Source organism: Streptomyces guryensis, assembly GCF_021261325.1.
GTDB lineage: Bacteria > Actinomycetota > Actinomycetes > Streptomycetales > Streptomycetaceae > Streptomyces > Streptomyces guryensis.
The window spans coordinates 105,218-121,180 of the sequence record NZ_JAJSBI010000023.1 but is presented as its reverse complement, the minus strand read 5'-3'; the positions used below and the strand labels follow the sequence as shown (position 1 = coordinate 121,180).

14 protein-coding genes and 1 pseudogene are annotated in these 15,963 nt (G+C 70.0%); 3 read left to right on the top strand and 12 right to left on the bottom strand.

Features of this window, described 5'->3' with window-relative positions:
• Nucleotides 1-2: 2 nt before the first annotated feature.
• From LJ657_RS35105 to LJ657_RS35080, 6 genes are all read right to left on the bottom strand, one after another.
• Nucleotides 3-1,841 (bottom strand): serine/threonine-protein kinase, encoded by a 1,839-nt coding sequence (locus LJ657_RS35105; protein WP_232652954.1) that lies wholly within the window; start codon nucleotides 1,839-1,841, stop codon nucleotides 3-5.
• Between the two features lie 28 nt (nucleotides 1,842-1,869).
• Nucleotides 1,870-3,240, bottom strand: coding sequence for a DUF6777 domain-containing protein (locus LJ657_RS35100; RefSeq protein WP_308117105.1), 1,371 nt, complete (start codon nucleotides 3,238-3,240; stop codon nucleotides 1,870-1,872).
• Between the two features lie 85 nt (nucleotides 3,241-3,325).
• A complete protein-coding gene (locus tag LJ657_RS35095; protein ID WP_232652952.1) occupies nucleotides 3,326-4,276 on the bottom strand; it encodes a cytochrome c oxidase assembly protein in 951 nt (316 codons plus the stop codon).
• Between the two features lie 120 nt (nucleotides 4,277-4,396).
• Nucleotides 4,397-5,422 (bottom strand): 6-phosphofructokinase, encoded by a 1,026-nt coding sequence (locus LJ657_RS35090; RefSeq protein ID WP_232652951.1) that lies wholly within the window; start codon nucleotides 5,420-5,422, stop codon nucleotides 4,397-4,399.
• Nucleotides 5,423-5,602: 180 nt separating this feature from the next.
• The gene (locus tag LJ657_RS35085) at nucleotides 5,603-6,331 is read right to left on the bottom strand and encodes a type 1 glutamine amidotransferase (RefSeq protein ID WP_232652950.1); all 729 of its coding nucleotides are present in this window, start codon (nucleotides 6,329-6,331) and stop codon (nucleotides 5,603-5,605) included.
• A gap of 16 nt (nucleotides 6,332-6,347) precedes the next feature.
• Complete coding sequence (locus LJ657_RS35080) at nucleotides 6,348-7,586, bottom strand: MurT ligase domain-containing protein (RefSeq protein ID WP_232652949.1); 1,239 nt, start codon at nucleotides 7,584-7,586, stop codon at nucleotides 6,348-6,350.
• 113 nt (nucleotides 7,587-7,699) lie between these two features.
• On the opposite strand from LJ657_RS35080, the gene def reads away from it, so the two are divergent.
• Nucleotides 7,700-8,239, top strand: coding sequence for a peptide deformylase (def, locus tag LJ657_RS35075; protein ID WP_232652948.1), 540 nt, complete (start codon nucleotides 7,700-7,702; stop codon nucleotides 8,237-8,239).
• Nucleotides 8,240-8,309: 70 nt separating this feature from the next.
• Here the strand turns inward: def and LJ657_RS35070 are convergent, their stop codons facing one another.
• Nucleotides 8,310-8,954, bottom strand: a complete 645-nt coding sequence (locus tag LJ657_RS35070) for a TetR/AcrR family transcriptional regulator (RefSeq protein ID WP_232652947.1) — start codon at nucleotides 8,952-8,954, stop codon at nucleotides 8,310-8,312.
• 184 nt (nucleotides 8,955-9,138) lie between these two features.
• Here LJ657_RS35070 and LJ657_RS35065 point away from each other — a divergent pair, with 184 nt between their 5' ends.
• The gene (locus LJ657_RS35065) at nucleotides 9,139-10,368 is read left to right on the top strand and encodes an acyl-CoA dehydrogenase family protein (RefSeq protein WP_232652946.1); all 1,230 of its coding nucleotides are present in this window, start codon (nucleotides 9,139-9,141) and stop codon (nucleotides 10,366-10,368) included.
• A 111-nt stretch (nucleotides 10,369-10,479) separates the two neighbouring features.
• Here the strand turns inward: LJ657_RS35065 and LJ657_RS35060 are convergent, their stop codons facing one another.
• The 3 genes and pseudogenes from LJ657_RS35060 to LJ657_RS35050 form a co-directional block, all read right to left on the bottom strand.
• Nucleotides 10,480-11,001, bottom strand: a complete 522-nt coding sequence (locus LJ657_RS35060) for a cupin domain-containing protein (RefSeq protein ID WP_232652945.1) — start codon at nucleotides 10,999-11,001, stop codon at nucleotides 10,480-10,482.
• A gap of 7 nt (nucleotides 11,002-11,008) precedes the next feature.
• Entirely contained in the window at nucleotides 11,009-12,223 is a 1,215-nt protein-coding gene (locus tag LJ657_RS35055; protein WP_232652944.1) for a cytochrome P450, read from the bottom strand.
• 7 nt (nucleotides 12,224-12,230) lie between these two features.
• Nucleotides 12,231-13,307 (bottom strand): annotated as a pseudogene (locus LJ657_RS35050) (type III polyketide synthase); the annotation flags it as partial.
• 171 nt (nucleotides 13,308-13,478) lie between these two features.
• Between LJ657_RS35050 and LJ657_RS35045 the strand changes: the two are divergent.
• On the top strand, nucleotides 13,479-14,144 hold the full coding sequence (locus LJ657_RS35045; RefSeq protein ID WP_232652942.1) for a thiaminase II/PqqC family protein: 666 nt from the start codon (nucleotides 13,479-13,481) through the stop codon (nucleotides 14,142-14,144).
• Between the two features lie 90 nt (nucleotides 14,145-14,234).
• On the opposite strand, the gene LJ657_RS35040 is transcribed toward LJ657_RS35045, so the two are convergent.
• The gene (locus LJ657_RS35040; protein ID WP_232652941.1) at nucleotides 14,235-14,471 is read right to left on the bottom strand and encodes a DUF6213 family protein; all 237 of its coding nucleotides are present in this window, start codon (nucleotides 14,469-14,471) and stop codon (nucleotides 14,235-14,237) included.
• Between the two features lie 25 nt (nucleotides 14,472-14,496).
• Nucleotides 14,497-15,891: an NADP-dependent succinic semialdehyde dehydrogenase gene (locus tag LJ657_RS35035; protein WP_232652940.1), complete on the bottom strand. Its 1,395-nt coding sequence runs from the start codon at nucleotides 15,889-15,891 to the stop codon at nucleotides 14,497-14,499.
• Between the last annotated feature and the right edge of the window lie 72 nt (nucleotides 15,892-15,963).

Genomic DNA, 15,963 nt, shown 5'->3' with positions numbered 1-15,963 from the left:
CCTCAGGATCCGTCTCCCCCCATGGTGCCCCCGTTCTGCTTCCGGACGGTGCACACGACGAAATGCGTGCCCGATTTCCAGGCGCCCTGGCTGGTCCAGGAGCCGGAGGTGTAGACCGACGGGTCGAAGCCGTAGTCCCGCGGCGGCACGTCCTTCGCGCAGGCCGCGTCCGACCGCGTACGGGCCTCGGTGAGCGTGACGCCCTTGCCCAGCCGGGTGAACCCGAGGACCTGCTCGTCGTGCGGGCCGCCGCAGGACACCAGCCGAGCGTCCCGGTCGGAGCGGGTCTGAAGGCAGTCCCGGCGCTGCATGTTCGCCGTGTCGGTGAAATCCGAACCGTTGCGCCGATCGCCGAGCGGCCCGTAGACCGGCCCGTGCGCACCCAGCACCAGACAGGCGGTGCGTCGCCCCGCGGCCTCGAAACCGGCCCCGGTCGGCACGACGGCGATGCTGCGGACGTCCGCCAGCCGCTCCCGGACCTCCTGTGTCCGCTCCTCGCACCGGGCCGGCCCCAGCCTGCGCGCCTCGTCCGCGGACGCGGCCGTCACGAACGCCATCACCTGCCCGTCGGGAGCCTTGTCCTGGCAGGACGGATCCGGCGTCAGCCGCGGCACACCCTGGAAACGGGCGCCCGGCCAGTCGGCGAGCACGCACTCACCGTCCTTGAGGGGCGCTGAGAGCCCCACGGCCGAACCGTACGGCGAGGCCGCCCCGTCGCCGCCGCTCTTCTGGTGTGCCATGGCGTACCAGACGCCGCCCAGGGCCAGTGCCAGGCCGAGCGCGGCGGCGAGGACCGCCCGCAGGGCCCGCGGGAGCCCGCTGCGGCGGTGGGCGGGCACGGAGATGACGACGGGCTCGAAGCCGTCGGCCCCGGCCGCCGGGCCGGGCGGAGCAGGGACCGGCGGCGCTGCCACCCCGGTCCAGGGCGGCTGGGAACCCAGATCGGTCTGCGCACGGGCGTACCCCTCGGCCTGCGGCGTCACGATCCGCGACAGCGCAGCCTCCGCCTCCGTCGCGGACGGCCGCAGCCCCGGATCCTTCACCAGCAGCGCCCGCAGTACGGGGCCCAGCGCACCGGCGCGCACCGCCGGACGCGGCTCCTCCATGACCACCGCGGTGACCTCGGCGAGGTGCGACTCGCGCTCGAAGGGGCCGTGGCCCTCGACGCCGTGGTAGAGCGTGCAGCCCAGCGAGAACAGGTCGGCGGCCGGGGTCGGCGGCCCACCCGTGGCCCGTTCCGGCGCCAGATAGCCCGACGTCCCCACCAGTACGGACGCCAGCGTGTACCGGGTCTCGCCGGCGTCCGGCTGCACCGATATGCCGTAGTCGGTGAGCAGGACGCGCCCGTACGGCGCCCCGGAGCGGTCCGGCGCGAGCAGGATGTTCGCCGGTTTCACGTCCCGGTGCATGACGCCCCGCTCGTGCCCCGCGGTCAGCGCGTCCAGTACGGCCAGCCCGATGCGGGCGCACTCCGCGGGCGCGAGCGGACCGCGCGTCTCGACCAGCTCCCTGAGGTCGACGGCGCCCGTGACGTACTCCATGACGATCCAGGGCAGCCCCTCGTGCTCCAGCACGTCATGCACCGTCACCACATGCGGATGGCCGCGCAGCCCCGCCGCGTGCCGGGCCTCCGCACGCGCCCGCGCGACGCGGGCCTCCCGCTCGTCACCGGTCGGGTCCGGGTCCCGGAACGCGATCTCCTTGAGCGCGACCTCGCAGACGAGTCTCTCGTCGTGGGCGAGCCACACATGGCCCATGCCGCCGCTGCCGAGCCGGTTCAGCAGCAGATAGCGGCCGGCGATGACCCGGCCCACTCCCGACGTCGGTGATCCTGAATGCATCCGGTGACTCCCGGGCTCTGCGGAGGCGCTACGTGATCGCGATCGAGGCGGGCCCGGAGCTCACGGGCCTCCTCGTGGCGGGTGTGCCGCTCGCCGGCTCGCTGGTGGCCGGGGCGCTCGTGGCCCCGGGCGGCGGGGCGCTCGCGGTGACCGGGGCGCTGGGCGGGGGCGCGCTGGTGGTCACCGGTTTGCCGGGCGGAGCTGCACTGCTCGTCGCCGGTTTGCCTGGTGCCGGAGCGCTTCTCGTGGCCGGGGCACTGGTCGCGGGCGAACGGGTCGTCGTCGACGGCGAACTGGGAGGCGCACTCGACGGGGGCGATGTGGAGGCCGGCGCGGAGAACGACGGGCCGGTCCTGCTGCTCGCTGGGGAGGACGGCGATGACGGCGGTGCCGAGGGCGGCCCGGAGGTCGTGGGCGGCGGGGGAGTGGACGACCCGCCGGACGCGCCACGGGACCTCCCCTCGGCCACGCTCAGCGTCACGTACGCCCCGAACCCCAGCCTGCTCCCGGCCGGCGGATCCGACGCCGTCACCCGTGCGTCGTCCGGGGGCCGTGCATTCCCGCCGTACCCGACCGCCAGCCCCGCGTCGGCCAGCCGTCGGCTCGCGTCCCCGAAGGTGGTCCCGGCGAGCTCGGGCACGGCACGTTCCTTGCGCGTGTCGAAGGTCTTGTCGTGCGCCCCCGTCGTGCCGACCGGCCGGTCCATGCCCCGGGCGGGATCACCGACGTCGACCAGCACGAGCCGCTGCATTTTCCGTGGCGCCGGCTGCACGGCCACCACGGAGGAACGCTCATATCCCCGCCACTTCTTGTTCCCGCCCTCGAACTCGACCGAAATCCTGTTCGTGTCATCCGTGAAGGGACGCAGTGGATTTCCGCACGAGCACTTCACAGCCGGAAGTCCCTGTTCATTGACGAGAACGGCGATTCCCGCCTGAAGCAGCGAGTCGAAGGAAACGGCATTTCCCTTCTTGTAGTCGTGATTCTGTACGAGAGTGTCGTGACGCAGGAGAACGGGAGTGAGCCGGTCCAGGTATCCCGGAATCTCATCCGTGGTGATGTGCAGCGCCGTCGCCCACGCCTGCGCCTTCTGGTGATTCGTGGGGTCCGTGAGGAATGCCTTGAGCTGCTTGACGTCGCAGACGGTCGGCTTCCTCGTGCCCCCGTACAGCCCGGGCGTGTCCCCCTGCTGCAGACTCCCCTGCACCGTCTGCGGCCTGATCGCGGCGTCGTGGCCCAGCCCGCTGCCCTCGTAGAAGAAAGGCGCGAGAGAGGGAACTCCCGCGGCCACCGCCTTCACGGCGAGCAGCGGTGTACTTCGACCACAACCGCTCAGCGCCAGTACGAGAACAATCAGGACGGCGACCTTGCGAATCGCCGTTTTCCCGGCCCCTTGCATAAATGCGTGAAGTGTCATCACCGCTCCCCCCGGCGGTTCCCCCGATGCACTTCATGCTACTGAATGCTTCCGAATGGCGAGGCCTTCAACGCCCGTGTGCGTTCAATGAGGCCAAATAGGCGTTGTATGCCTCGAGTTCCTTGTCGCCGTCGCGGTCGGCGGCCCGGTCCTGGCGCCTGGCCTGCCGCTGCTCGGAGCCGTACCACTGGAACAGCAGGGCGAGCAGCACCAGCACGGAGGGAACCTCGCTGAACGCCCAGGCGATGCCGCCGGCCGCGGTCTGGTCGGAGAGCGCCTCGATACCGAGCGAGGCGGGCGGGTTCTTGAACGTCTCCACCATCGGCGTCGACGCCATCATCAGCGCGATGCCGAAGAACGCGTGGAACGGCATGCCCGCGAAGAGCTCCAGCATCCGCATCAGATAGCCCGGACGCTGTGGCCCGGGATCCACCCCGATGATCGGCCAGAAGAACACGACACCGACGGCGAGGAAGTGCACCATCATCGCGATGTGCCCCGCCTTGGAGCCCATCAGGAAGTCGAAGATCGGCGTGAAGTACAGCCCGTACAGGCTCGCGATGAACAGCGGAATGGTGAACGCCGGGTGCGTGATGATCCGCATGTACCGGCTGTGCAGCAGCATCAGCAGCAGCTCGCGCGGCCCCTTGCGGCCCTTCCCCGCGGTCGGCAGCGCGCGCAGCGCCAACGTGACGGGGGCGCCGAGCAGGATCAGGATCGGCGACAGCATGCTGATGATCATGTGCTGCACCATGTGCACGCTGAACATGACCATGCCGTAGTCGTTGAGCTTCGTGCACATCACGAGCCCGATGGTCAGCACTCCGATGACGAACGACACCGTCCGGGCCACCGACCACGCGTCCCCGCGCCGCCGCAGCCGCACCACGCCGTACGCGTACAGCCCGAGCCCCACCAGGCAGGCCACGAGGAAGAACGGGTCCGCCGACCACTGAAGACCCCGCCCCAGCGTGAACGGCGGCAGATCCATGGTCATGCCGTGCCCGCTGTGATCCATCCAACGGCTCCTGATTCGTGGGGGTTGTGCGCTGTCTGTCCGGACCCAGAGTAGAACCGCCCCCGGCCGCTGCTGCGACCGGGGGCGGACTCTTCAATTCCGTACGAGATCAAATGCGCCTTACAGAACGCACTCCGCCTCGTCGTACCGCTCAGAGGGAACCGTCTTCAGTGTCTCGACGGCCTCGGCCAAGGGCACCATCACGATGTCGGTCCCCCGCAGCGCGGTCATCTTGCCGAACTCCCCCCGGTGCACCGCCTCCACCGCGTGCCAGCCGAAGCGGGTGGCCAGCACACGGTCGTACGCGGTCGGCGTACCGCCGCGCTGGACGTGCCCCAGGATGACCGGCCGCGCCTCCTTGCCGAGCCGCTCCTCCAGTTCGATGGAGAGCTGGCGGGCGATCCCGGCGAACCGCTCGTGGCCGTAGATGTCCTTGCCGCCCTCGTCGAACTCCATGGACCCGGCCCTGGGCTTGGCGCCCTCCGCCGCCACGACGATCGCGAAGCGCTTGCCGGCCTCGAACCGCTCGCCGACCCGCCTGGCCAACTCCTCGATGTCGAAGGGCCGTTCCGGTACGACGATGGCGTGGGCGCCGGCCGCCATGCCGGAGTGCAGCGCGATCCAGCCGGTGTGGCGGCCCATGACCTCCACGACCAGGACCCGCTGGTGGGACTCGGCGGTGGTCTTCAGCCGGTCCAGCGCCTCGGTCGCGACTCCGACGGCCGTGTCGAAGCCGAACGTGACGTCCGTGACCGCGATGTCGTTGTCGATGGTCTTCGGGACACCGACGATCGGCAGCCCGCTGTCGTACATCAGCCGGGCCGCCTTCAGCGTGCCCTCACCGCCGATGGGGATGATCGCGTCGAGGCCGAGCTCCTCGACATGGCCCTTGGCCCGCTCCACCCCGTCGCGCAGATGCGAGGGCTGGACCCGGGAGGAGCCGAGGATGGTGCCGCCGCGGGCCAGGATGCCGCCCACCGCGTCGAGGTCGAGCTTGACGTAGTCGCACTCCAGGAGGCCTTTCCAGCCGTCCCGGAAGCCGATGACCTCGTCGCCGTGGTCGACGACGGCGCGGTGCACGACGGACCGGATGACGGCGTTCAGGCCGGGGCAGTCGCCGCCGGACGTGAGGACACCAATGCGCATAGCCCGAAAGAACCTTCTCAACGTGGGCCGGGACCGGACCACGTCGTCCGGCACGAACCCCGCCACCCTAGCGGCAGGAGGGGGCGGGGCAGCAGCATGCGTCCGCCTGCTGGACGACCCCGCTCACCTGTGCGGAGGGGCCGTCAGACGGGCCGCTCGGGCCGAGCTCGAATCCAGGTGTCAGGCGGGCTGCTGGGCCGCTGCGATGCGCTCGTTGCGCAGCGCCTCGTACCAGCGGTCGTCGGTCGGGGGCAGCGCGTTCACGTCGAGCGCGAGCTTCAGCAGCAGGTCGGCGATCAGCGGGTTCCGGGCCAGCACGGGGCCGTGCATGTAGGTACCGAACACCGTGTCGTTGTACGCGCCCTCCGTGCCGTCGCCCGTGCCGTTGCCGTTGCCCAGGCGGACCTGGGCCAGGGGGCGGGCCGTCGGGCCGAGGTGGGTGACGCCCTGGTGGTTCTCGAAGCCGGTCAGCGGGGGCAGGCCGAGGCGCGGGTCGATGTCGCCCAGCACGTCACCGACGCAGCGGTCGCCCTCACCGCGCACGGACACCACGTCCAGCAGCCCGAGGCCGGGCTCGCGCTGGCCGAGGTCGTTGATGAACTCGTGGCCGAGGATCTGGTAGCCGGCACAGACCGAGAAGACGATCGCGCCGTTCTCCACGGCCCGGTGCAGTCCGCCGTCCCGGCGCAGCCGCTCGGCCGCGAGCCGCTGCGGACGGTCCTCGCCGCCGCCGATCAGGTAGATGTCGCCGGAGGTCGGGATCGCCTGGTCGCTGCGCACGTCGAGGCGCGCCACGTCGAGGCCGCGCTGCCGGGCCCGGCGCTCCACGACGAGGACGTTGCCCTGGTCGCCGTACGTGCTGAGCAGGTCGGGATAGATCCAGACGATCCGCAACTGGTTGTCGCTCACAAAAGTCCCCTGAGTGTCAGTTGCCGACGCGGCGGCGCAGGTCCTGGAAGGCGGTGTAGTTGGCGATGACCTCGATGCGCCCCGGCGGGCTCATCTGTACCGCCTGGTCGAGGTCCTCGCAGACCTGGAAGTGCTGGTTCGCGACCTCCAGACGCACCGCGAGGTCCAGCTTCCGGTCGCCGATCACACAGATCGGGTGGCCGGTCAGACGCGTGTAGTCGACGTCCCACAGCCAGGAGGTGTCGGTGCCGTCGGCGCCGCGTGCGTTCACGGAGAGGATCACCGGGGTGGGCGGAGGATCGATCAGGCTGAACGTTTCGAGCCAGCCCGCCGGGTTCTTGGCGAGCAGCAGCCTCAGGTCGCGCTGCTGGAACTGCACCACGTCGTAGCGTCCGGCGACGGCCTGCACCTGGTACATGCGTTCCAGGGCGACCTGCGGCGGCACACCGAAGACGGCGGCCACGGCGGCGGAGCTGGCGGCGTTCGCCTTGTTGGCCCGGCCGGGCAGCTGGAGGTGGATGGGCCAGGCGGACCCGTGCGGATCGAGCACATGATCACCGGAGAGCGCCCAGCTCGGCGTGGGCCGGCGGAAGCCGCACTCACCGCAGAACCAGTCGTCGCCCGGGCGCTGCATCACACCACCGCAGGACGGGCAGGACCAGGCGTCGTCCTTCCACATCTGCCCGGCGGCGACCCAGATCACATTGGGGGAGGAGGAGGCGGCCCACACCACCAGCGGGTCGTCGGCGTTGGCGACGATGACGGCCTTCGACCCGGCCAGCCCTTCACGCCAGTTCTCCGCGAGCATGCGGGTCTCGGCGGCGCGGTCGAGCTGGTCGCGGGAGAGGTTCAGCAGGGCGATGCACTTCGGGTCGGTGTCCCGGGCGACCCCGGCGAGGTACTTCTCGTCGACCTCGATGACACCGAACCGGGCGTCCGAGCTGCCCGCGAGGGCCGAGGTGATACCGGCCGGCATGTTGGCGCCGAGCGCGTTGGAGACGACCGGGCCCGCGGCGCGCAGCGCCTCGGCGATCAGCCGGGTGGTGGTGGTCTTGCCGTTGGTCGCCGAGACCAGGGTGACGTCAAGGTTCTGGGCGAGCCGCGCGAGGAGGTCGGGGTCGAGCTTGAGCGCCACCCGGCCACCGATCACCGAACCGCTCCCGCGCCCCGCGGCGCGCGATGCCGCCGCGACCGCCTTGCCCGCGGTCACGGCCAGCTTGGCCCGCGGCGTGAGCGGGTCCGAGTTGCCTGCCATGAGTTCTCGATCCTCCTTGCGTACGCGCCGCGCCTCTGCCTGACGGCAACGTGGTGTGGACCTCAGCCTATCGAGATCCATTCACAGTCCCGAACCGCCGTACCCTGACGGCCATGCGAAACAGCTCCATTCCGGGCGCCCGAGGGCGCGTCCGGCCCCTCACCCTGCTCGGAGGCCCCCTCCTGCACACCCCGTGCGGGGAGGTCACCGACTTCGGCCCCGGACTCGCGGCTCTCGTGGAGAACCTGTTCGCGACGATGTACGCGGCGCAGGGCGTCGGTCTGGCGGCGAACCAGATCGGTGAATCCTTGCGCGTGTTCGTGTACGACTGCCCCGACGACGAGGAAGTCCGTCACGTCGGCCACGTGGTGAACCCCCGCCTCGTAGAGAAGGACGGCGTGGTGATCCGCGGCCCGGAGGGCTGCCTGTCCCTCCCGGGCCTGGAGGCGGGAACGGAGCGCTACGACCATGCGGTGGTGGAGGGCTTCACGGTGACCGGAGACCCGGTCACCGTCCATGGAACCGGCTTCTTCGCGCGATGCCTGCAACACGAGTGCGACCACCTCGAGGGCAGGGTCTATGCGGACCACTTGACGGGCTGGCGACACCGCAGGCTGATGCGCCAGGTGACGCGAGCGTCATGGCGCCGGTGAGTGCAGGGCAGTCAGGGGCGCGCGGAACTGCGCGACCAGCCCCCACCCACCCGCAGGCGGAGTGCAACCGTCAGAACCCCGGACCCCCGACCTTGTCACCGGCCGCAGCCAGCCGCCCCCACAGCAGATCCGCCAGACTCCGCACCAACTCGGCCCGAGAACAAGGCCGTTCCCCCAGCCACCAGTCCCCGGCGGCATGCATCATCCCGACTATCCCGTGCCCCCACACCCGAGCCAGCTGCTGCCCCCCGGGCCCGAGATCCAGCCGGTCCTCGATGACCTGCGCCAACTCCTCGCCCATCCGCCGAAGCAGCGGAATCGCGTGCTTGCCGACGTCGAAACCCTGCTCCCCGCCCGGGCTGCCCTCCGCCGGATGCATCAGGAACCGGTACACCTGCGGACGCGCCTCGATCGCCGCGAGGTAGGTGTCGAGGGTGGCCTCGACCCGCTCCCGCCGGTCCGCCGGGGCGTCCAGCGCTGCCCGGAGCGAGTTCAGCAGCGCGTCGGTGTGCCGCTGGGCCAGAGCGGCGTAGAGTCCGCTCTTGTCGCCGAAGTGCCGGTACAGGATCGGCTTCGTGATACCGGCCTCCGCGGCGATGGCGTTCATCGAGGCCTGCGGTCCGTCGCGCAGCACCACCCTGTCGGCGGCCTCCAGCAACTCTCGCCGACGTCGGTCGGCGGACCGCTGCTGCTCGGTCCGCTGTGTGGTGTCCATGAGCTCTCCCCACCCGTGCTTATTCGGTGACGCCTGCGCAAACTAACACTCAACATGTCCCCTGCATCGAACGGGCTGCCGACCCGTCCCGACCGTCATCAGGAGTTGACTTTTCCTACCCGCGAGTAACACACTGGAGTTACCGCTAGTAACACGCAAGAGCACTGCCGCCGCTGGAGGGGTCATGGCCGAGTTCACCATGGAGCTCAACGACGAACAGAAGGAGGTCCGGGACTGGCTGCACGGCTTCGCCGCCGACGTCATCCGCCCCGCGGCCGCCGAATGGGACGAGCGTGAGGAGACTCCCTGGCCGGTCATCCAGGAGGCCGCAAAGGTAGGCATCTACTCCCTCGACTTCTACGCCCAGCAGTACTTCGACCCCACCGGCCTGGGCATTCCGATGGCCATGGAGGAGCTGTTCTGGGGCGACGCGGGCATCGCCCTGTCGATCGTAGGCACCGGTCTGGCCGCCGTGGGCGTTCTCGCCAACGGAACCGAGGAACAGATCGGCACCTGGATCCCGCAGATGTACGGCGACGCGAACGACGTCAAGGTCGCCGCGTTCTGCTCCTCCGAGCCCGACGCAGGCTCCGACGTGGCCTCCATGCGCACGCGTGCGGTGTACGACGAGGCCAAGGACGAGTGGGTGCTCAACGGCACGAAGACCTGGGCGACGAACGGCGGCATCGCCAATGTCCACGTCGTGGTCGCGGTCGTCGACCCGGAGCTCGGCTCCAAGGGCCATGCGTCCTTCATCGTCCCGCCGAACACGCCGGGCCTGTCCCAGGGCCAGAAGTTCAAGAAGCACGGCATCCGCGCCTCGCACACCGCCGAGGTCGTCCTGGAGAGCGTACGTGTCCCCGGCTCCTGCCTCCTCGGCGGCAAGGCGAAGCTCGACGAGCGCCTCGCCCGTGCCCGGGAGCGGGCCAAGGCCGGCAACGGTGAGCGCGTGAAGAACGCCGCGATGGCCACGTTCGAGGCGAGCCGTCCCGCGGTGGGAGCCATGGCGGTCGGTACCGCCCGGGCCGCGTACGAGGTGGCTCTCGACTACGCGATGACGCGGGAGCAGTTCGGGCGGCCGATCATCGACAACCAGGGCGTGGCCTTCCAGCTCGCGGACATGCGCACCTCGATCGACGCCGCCCGACTGCTGGTCTGGCGCGCGTCCTGGATGGCGGTCAACGGCAAGCAGTTCACGGCCGCCGAGGGTTCCATGTCGAAGCTGTTCGCGAGCGAGACGGCGAAGAAGGTCACCGCGCAGGCGGTGCAGATTCTTGGGGGCAACGGTTACACCCGGGAGTACCCGGTGGAGCGGATGCACCGGGACGCCGCGATTTACACCATCTTCGAGGGTACGAGTGAGATCCAGCGGTTGGTGATTGCCCGGACCTTGTCGGGGATGCCGATTCGGTAGCGCCGCAGGAGGGGGCTGCGTGATTCGGTCTGCGGGCTGAGTGCGGTTGACCGCGCCCACGCGGCGGAGTCGCATATCGACACGGCCCCGCGCCCCTTCAGAGCGCTTGCCTCACCGGTGTTTCAGGGGCGTGAGTTGTTCGATGTCGTAGCGGCGGCGCAGGTCCTCGATTGCCTGGTGGTCCGGTGGGCCGCCGCTGCCCAGGATCTCCAGCAGTTCCTCGAAATAGCGCTCGTGATCCGGAGGCGGCGACGCCTGGAAGAACATCTTCGCGGGGGTGTCCGTCGGGTTGGCGAACGCGTGCGGGCAGCCCGGTGGTACGACGATGACCGTGCCGGGGGTCGCCCGGACCACGCGGCTGCCCGAACTCGACTCCCAGCGCTGCCAGTTGTCGGGGGTCCGTACCCGCGGCTCGAACGCGAGGACGTCCAGTTCGCCTTCGAGCACGTAGAACAACTCCTCGCTGCGCGTGTGCACATGGGCGCCGACGTCGAAGCCGGGCGGTACCTCCACCTCGAAGGTGGACGCCGTGCGCGAGTGCGTGCCGGTCACCTTGAACGTCACGCGCTGCGCCGGGGTCTCCACGACCCGGCCGTGGCCCGGCGGTACCAGCAGGCCCTCCGTCGCCGTCACCGGCTGCTCACCATGTGACCGGCAGGGCTTCGGGACCGCGGATCAACGCACCCTTCTTGAACGGCACCTGGCCGGGCGGTACCGCGAGCCTCAGGCCCGGAATCCGGTCCAGCAGCGCGTCGACGAGCAGTTGCGACTCCAGCCGGGCCAGCATGCCGCCCGGGCAGTAGTGCGGGCCGAAGCCGAACGACACATGGGGGTTCGGGGCGCGGGTGAAGTCGATCGTCTCCGGGTCGGGGAAGACGTCCGGGTCGCGGTTGGCGGCCAGGTAGGAGACGTAGATCGGGTCGCCCGCGCGGATCCGTACGCCCCTGATCTCCACGTCCTGCATCGCGATGCGCGAGAGACCGACCGCGTTGCGGTGCGGGATGTAGCGCAGCAGTTCGTCGATGGCCTGGGGACGGGTCTCGGGCTCCGCGCGCAGGCGCTCGGCCAGGTCCCGGCGGGTCAGCAGGAGGTAGAACATCTGGCCGCTGTTGTTGGTGACCGCCTCGCCGCCGATCTGGAGGAGCACGGCGAGGCCCACGGCCTCCTCCAGGGTGATCTCGTCACGGCCGACGGCGGCACCGAGCAGGGACGTCACGTCCTCGCCGGAGCTGCCCTCCCGGAGCCCGATGAGGTCGGCGAAGTAGGCGCCCATCTCGTTCTTGGCCTTCTCGCTGACCTTCGCGCCGTGCGAGGAGGACAGGATCAGCTGCGTCCAGGTGTGCATGCCGTGCCGGTCGGCGGCCGGCACGCCCATCAGCTCGCAGATCACCGCGATGGGGAAGGGACTGAGCACGGTTGCGGTGAGGTCCGCGGGCGGCCCGTCCTGCAGCAGCTCGTCGACCAGCTCGTCCAGCAGCCGCCGGGACCGCTCGCGCACCCGCTCCACGCCCTTCGCCGTGAACGCGGCGGCCACCGAGCGGCGCAGCCGGGTGTGGTCCGGCGGATCGAGGAAACCGACCGCGCCGCGCTGCGGGATGAAGTGCGGGGCGAGCCGGGTGACCGGCTGGTCCATGACCGCCTCACGGCTGAAACGGGGGTCGTTGGTCACCATGCGTACGTCGTCGTAGCGCGTGACCAGCCAGGCCCAGCCCTCCCCGTTGGGCAGCTGGACGCGGGTCACGGGGCCCTCACGCATCAGCTCGGTCAGCACCGGGTCGAAGTCGACGCCGGTCAGGTCGAGGGCCGGCCAGTGCCGGATCGGGGGGAGGGTCTCGGTGAGGGTCTCTTCAGCCATGCGGTCCTCATGCCATCCTGTCGTCGGGACTGTGCCAGTGGCCCAGCGCCATCTCCGCGGTGATGCCGGGCCCGAACCCGGCCAGCAGCCCGCGCGCCCGGTGCTGCGCGCCGCCCTCGTCGAACATCCGGCGCAGCGCGTCGAGCACGACGGCGCTGGCGATGTTGCCGTACTCGGTGAGCGTGGCCCGGCTGAACCGGAACGCGTGCGGGTCGACCTGCAGAAACTTGCTGAGGTCGTCGAGAATGCGCGGGCCGCCGGCGTGGATGATGTAGAAGTCCAGGTCGGAGGCGTCCCAGCCGTGCAGACCGGCCAGCTCCTGCAGGGCCGGCGCGAGGGGTTCCATCGTGCCCGGCACCCGCTTGTCCAGCAGGAAGTGGAACCCGGTCTCCCGGACGTCGTACATGATCCACTCCTCGGTCTTGGGGATCAGGTACGAGCCGTTGCGCACCAGCTCGATGCCCTCGCCGCCCTGTCCGCGCACCACCGCGGCGGCGATCCCGTCGCCGAACAGGCCGTTGGAGAGCAGGGACCCGACGCCCAGGTCGGTGGGCTGATAGCACAGCGAGCAGAACTCGCAGGCCACGATCAGCGCGTTGGCGTCGGGGTAGGCGGAGCAGAAGTCGTGCGCCCGGTTGATCGCGGCTCCGCCTGCCGCACAACCGAGCTGGGCTATGGGTATCTGGCGGGTGGTGCTGTCGAAGCCCATCTCGTTGATCAGCCAGGCCGTGAGCGAGGGCATCATGAAGCCCGTGCAGGACACGTAGATGATGACATCGATGTCTTTGGTGAGGAGCTCCGCGTCGTCGAGTGCCCGCTGTATGACGGCGGGGACCCGGGCCTTCGCCTCGGCCTGGTAGACCTTGTTGCGCTCCTCGAAACCGGGATGCTTCAGCGTCTCTTCGATCGGCTGCACGATGTGCCGGGTGCGTACGCCGGTGTTCTCGATCAGCCGGAGGGCCAGCGGCAGTTGTGGATGGTCGGCGTGGCGGGAGCGGGCCAGCTCCAGCGTCTCCTCCATCGTGATCACGTGCTCTGGGACGGACACCGAGGGTCTGCACAAAGTCGCCATGAACCGTCCTGCTTTCGCCGTCCGGAAGGCTTTCGGCCCCCGGGTCGAAAAGGGTTCACCTCTGGGGGTGGTTCACCCACGATCACCCGACAAGGCGACGATCTCGCGCCGGACTACTCCGTATCGGGGACCCCGTGCCAAGGTCGAGGCAGGAGCCCCACATCCGAGCGCATGGAGGACGCAATGACGCGTACGGCCACGGAACTGCTGGAGACGACCACCGCGAAACTCGCCCCGGACCCGCAGGCCAACCCCATCGTCCCCCTCATCGCCCGGGGCGAGGCCTCCCGCGACACGCTCGCCACGCTGGCTCTGGAACAGCGCTGGGTGATCCCGGCGGACCGCCTTGCGTTCCTCCATCTGGCCCAACGCGCCGCGGAGGAACCGGAGGCCGCCGCGTTCTTCGAGATGCTCGCCGACGGCGAGGCGCTGGCAGCCGAACGGCTGCAGCCGTTCGCGGAAGCATGCGGCATCGACGAGGCGAGGACGATCGCCTACGAGCCCCTGCCGGGCTGCCAGGCCTACCCGTCCTACGTCGCCTGGCTCGCCCTCAACGCCTCCCCGACCGACGCGGTCCTGGCCATCACCGCCAACTTCTCGGCATGGGGCGGCTATTGCGCAACCATCGCCGAGTCCCTCCGCGTCCACTACGACTTCAGGGACGAGGCCTGCGCGTTCTTCGACTTCTTCGCCCGACCGGCCCCTGAGCTGGACCAGAGGGCGACGTCGGCAGTGCAGGCAGGCCTGGACACGGGATTCCTCAACGAGGACCGAGCACACGGCTACGGCCGCCTGCTCCAAAGCTACGAGTCACTGTTCTGGTCGACATTGCTGCAGCTGGCCCAATAGGGGCGCTGGGCTGTATCGATTTGCGGCTCCGCCGCGTGGGCGCGACAAGCCACATACGGTCTGCAGACGGCGTCATCAAAACCGCGACCCCTACGGCGCGCTCCCGCTGCTGTGAGCAATACACGCCACATCAATACGATCGGCCAGTTTCGCCAGCTCGATGGTCAACGCCGCCACCGTGTCCTCATCGAGTCCGTCCTCCCCGGTCTCGACCAGGTGCAGCCACCTCCCACCCACCGTCCGCAGAAGCTTGCTCACATCGACCGCAGCCACCTGCAGGACACCGCGGTCATCGACGATCAGAGGCAGAGTCACTTCGCGGTTCACAACCGGGATGTTAGCCGCGCAGCACTCACGCACCGTGCCAAACCGTCGTGATGTTGCAGAACTCCCGGATTCCGTGCCCGGACAGCTCACGCCCGTAACCGGACCGCTTGACCCCGCCGAACGGGAACGCCGGGTGGGAGGCCGTCATCCCGTTGACATAGACGGCGCCCGCCTCCAGATCCCGTACGAAGCGGTCCACCTCCGCCTCGTCCCGCGTCCACACGTTCGAACTCAGCCCGAACGGCGAGTCGTTGGCGATGAGCACTGCCTCGTCGAGGCTGGACGCGCGATACAGCGTGGCGACGGGCCCGAAGGCCTCCTCGCGGTGGATGCGCATCTCACGGGTGATGCCGGCGAGCACGGTCGGCGGGTAGTACCAGCCGGGCAGCTCGGGCCGGCGCAGCCGATGGCCACCGCACAGCACCTCCGCCCCGCTCCGCCGCGCGTCCTCGACCAGTTCCTCCAGGTCGTCCCGTCCCTGCTCGCTCGACAGCGGCCCGACGTCCGTGTCCTCCTCCATCGGGTCGCCGACCTTCAGCGCCTTCATGCCCTCGACGAAGCGTTCGGCGAAGGCGTCGTAGACGTCGGTGTGCACGATGAACCGCTTGGCGGCGATGCACGACTGCCCGTTGTTCTGCACGCGCGCGGTGACCGCGATCTGCGCGGCCCGGTCGAGGTCGGCGGACGGCATGACGACGTACGGGTCGCTGCCGCCCAGCTCCAGCACCGTCTTCTTGACCATGTCCCCGGCGGTGGACGCGACCGCCCGCCCGGCGGGTTCGCTGCCGGTGAGGGTGGCCGCCTTGACGCGTTCGTCGCGCAGGAGGTCGCCGACGGCGCCGGAGCCGATCAGCAGGGTCTGGAAGCAGCCCTCCGGGTAGCCCGCCTGGTGGAACAGGTCCTCCAGGAAGAGGGCGGTCTGCGGGACGTTCGAGGCGTGCTTGAGCAGGCCGACATTGCCCGCCATCAGCGCGGGCGCCGCGAACCGGATGACCTGCCAGAGAGGGAAGTTCCACGGCATCACGGCGAGGACGGGGCCGAGGGGCCGGTAGCGGACCAGGACGCGCGAGGCGCCGGAGTCCTTCACGTCGAACTCCGACGGATCCTCGTCCGCGAGGAGTTCCTCGGCGTGGTCGGCGTACCAGCGCATCGCCTTGGCGCACTTGGCGGCCTCCGCACGCGCCTGCCTGATCGGCTTGCCCATCTCGGTGGTCATGACGCGGCCGATGTCCTGCTGGATGTCGTCGAGGAGAGCGGCGGCCCTGTTCATGAGGCGGGCGCGTTCGGCGAAGGGCGTCGTCCGGTATGTGCGGAACGTCGCCTCCGCGAGCTGGAGCCGGCGCTCGAGCTCCTCCTCGCCCATGGCCTCGTACCTCTTGAGCGTCTCGCCGTTCGCCGGGTTCACCGTCGCGATGGGCATGGCTGACCTCCTGGGGGCGGGCTTGGTTCGACCTTCCCGCGCGCTGCCGGTGACCGCAACGCGTGGGCGGCC

Bases quoted from the DNA above. Each gene is read 5' to 3' on its own strand.
- LJ657_RS35065 (WP_232652946.1), top strand. From the start codon at position 9,139: ATGGCCGAGTTCACCATGGAGCTCAACGACGAACAGAAGGAGGTCCGG.
- def (WP_232652948.1), top strand. From the start codon at position 7,700: ATGCGAAACAGCTCCATTCCGGGCGCCCGAGGGCGCGTCCGGCCCCTC.
- LJ657_RS35105 (WP_232652954.1), bottom strand. From the start codon at position 1,841: ATGCATTCAGGATCACCGACGTCGGGAGTGGGCCGGGTCATCGCCGGC.
- LJ657_RS35035 (WP_232652940.1), bottom strand. From the start codon at position 15,891: ATGCCCATCGCGACGGTGAACCCGGCGAACGGCGAGACGCTCAAGAGG.
- LJ657_RS35070 (WP_232652947.1), bottom strand. From the start codon at position 8,954: ATGGACACCACACAGCGGACCGAGCAGCAGCGGTCCGCCGACCGACGT.
- LJ657_RS35045 (WP_232652942.1), top strand. From the start codon at position 13,479: ATGACGCGTACGGCCACGGAACTGCTGGAGACGACCACCGCGAAACTC.
- LJ657_RS35055 (WP_232652944.1), bottom strand. From the start codon at position 12,223: ATGGCTGAAGAGACCCTCACCGAGACCCTCCCCCCGATCCGGCACTGG.
- LJ657_RS35080 (WP_232652949.1), bottom strand. From the start codon at position 7,586: ATGGCAGGCAACTCGGACCCGCTCACGCCGCGGGCCAAGCTGGCCGTG.
- LJ657_RS35090 (WP_232652951.1), bottom strand. From the start codon at position 5,422: ATGCGCATTGGTGTCCTCACGTCCGGCGGCGACTGCCCCGGCCTGAAC.
- LJ657_RS35100 (WP_308117105.1), bottom strand. From the start codon at position 3,240: ATGCAAGGGGCCGGGAAAACGGCGATTCGCAAGGTCGCCGTCCTGATT.
- LJ657_RS35095 (WP_232652952.1), bottom strand. From the start codon at position 4,276: ATGGATCACAGCGGGCACGGCATGACCATGGATCTGCCGCCGTTCACG.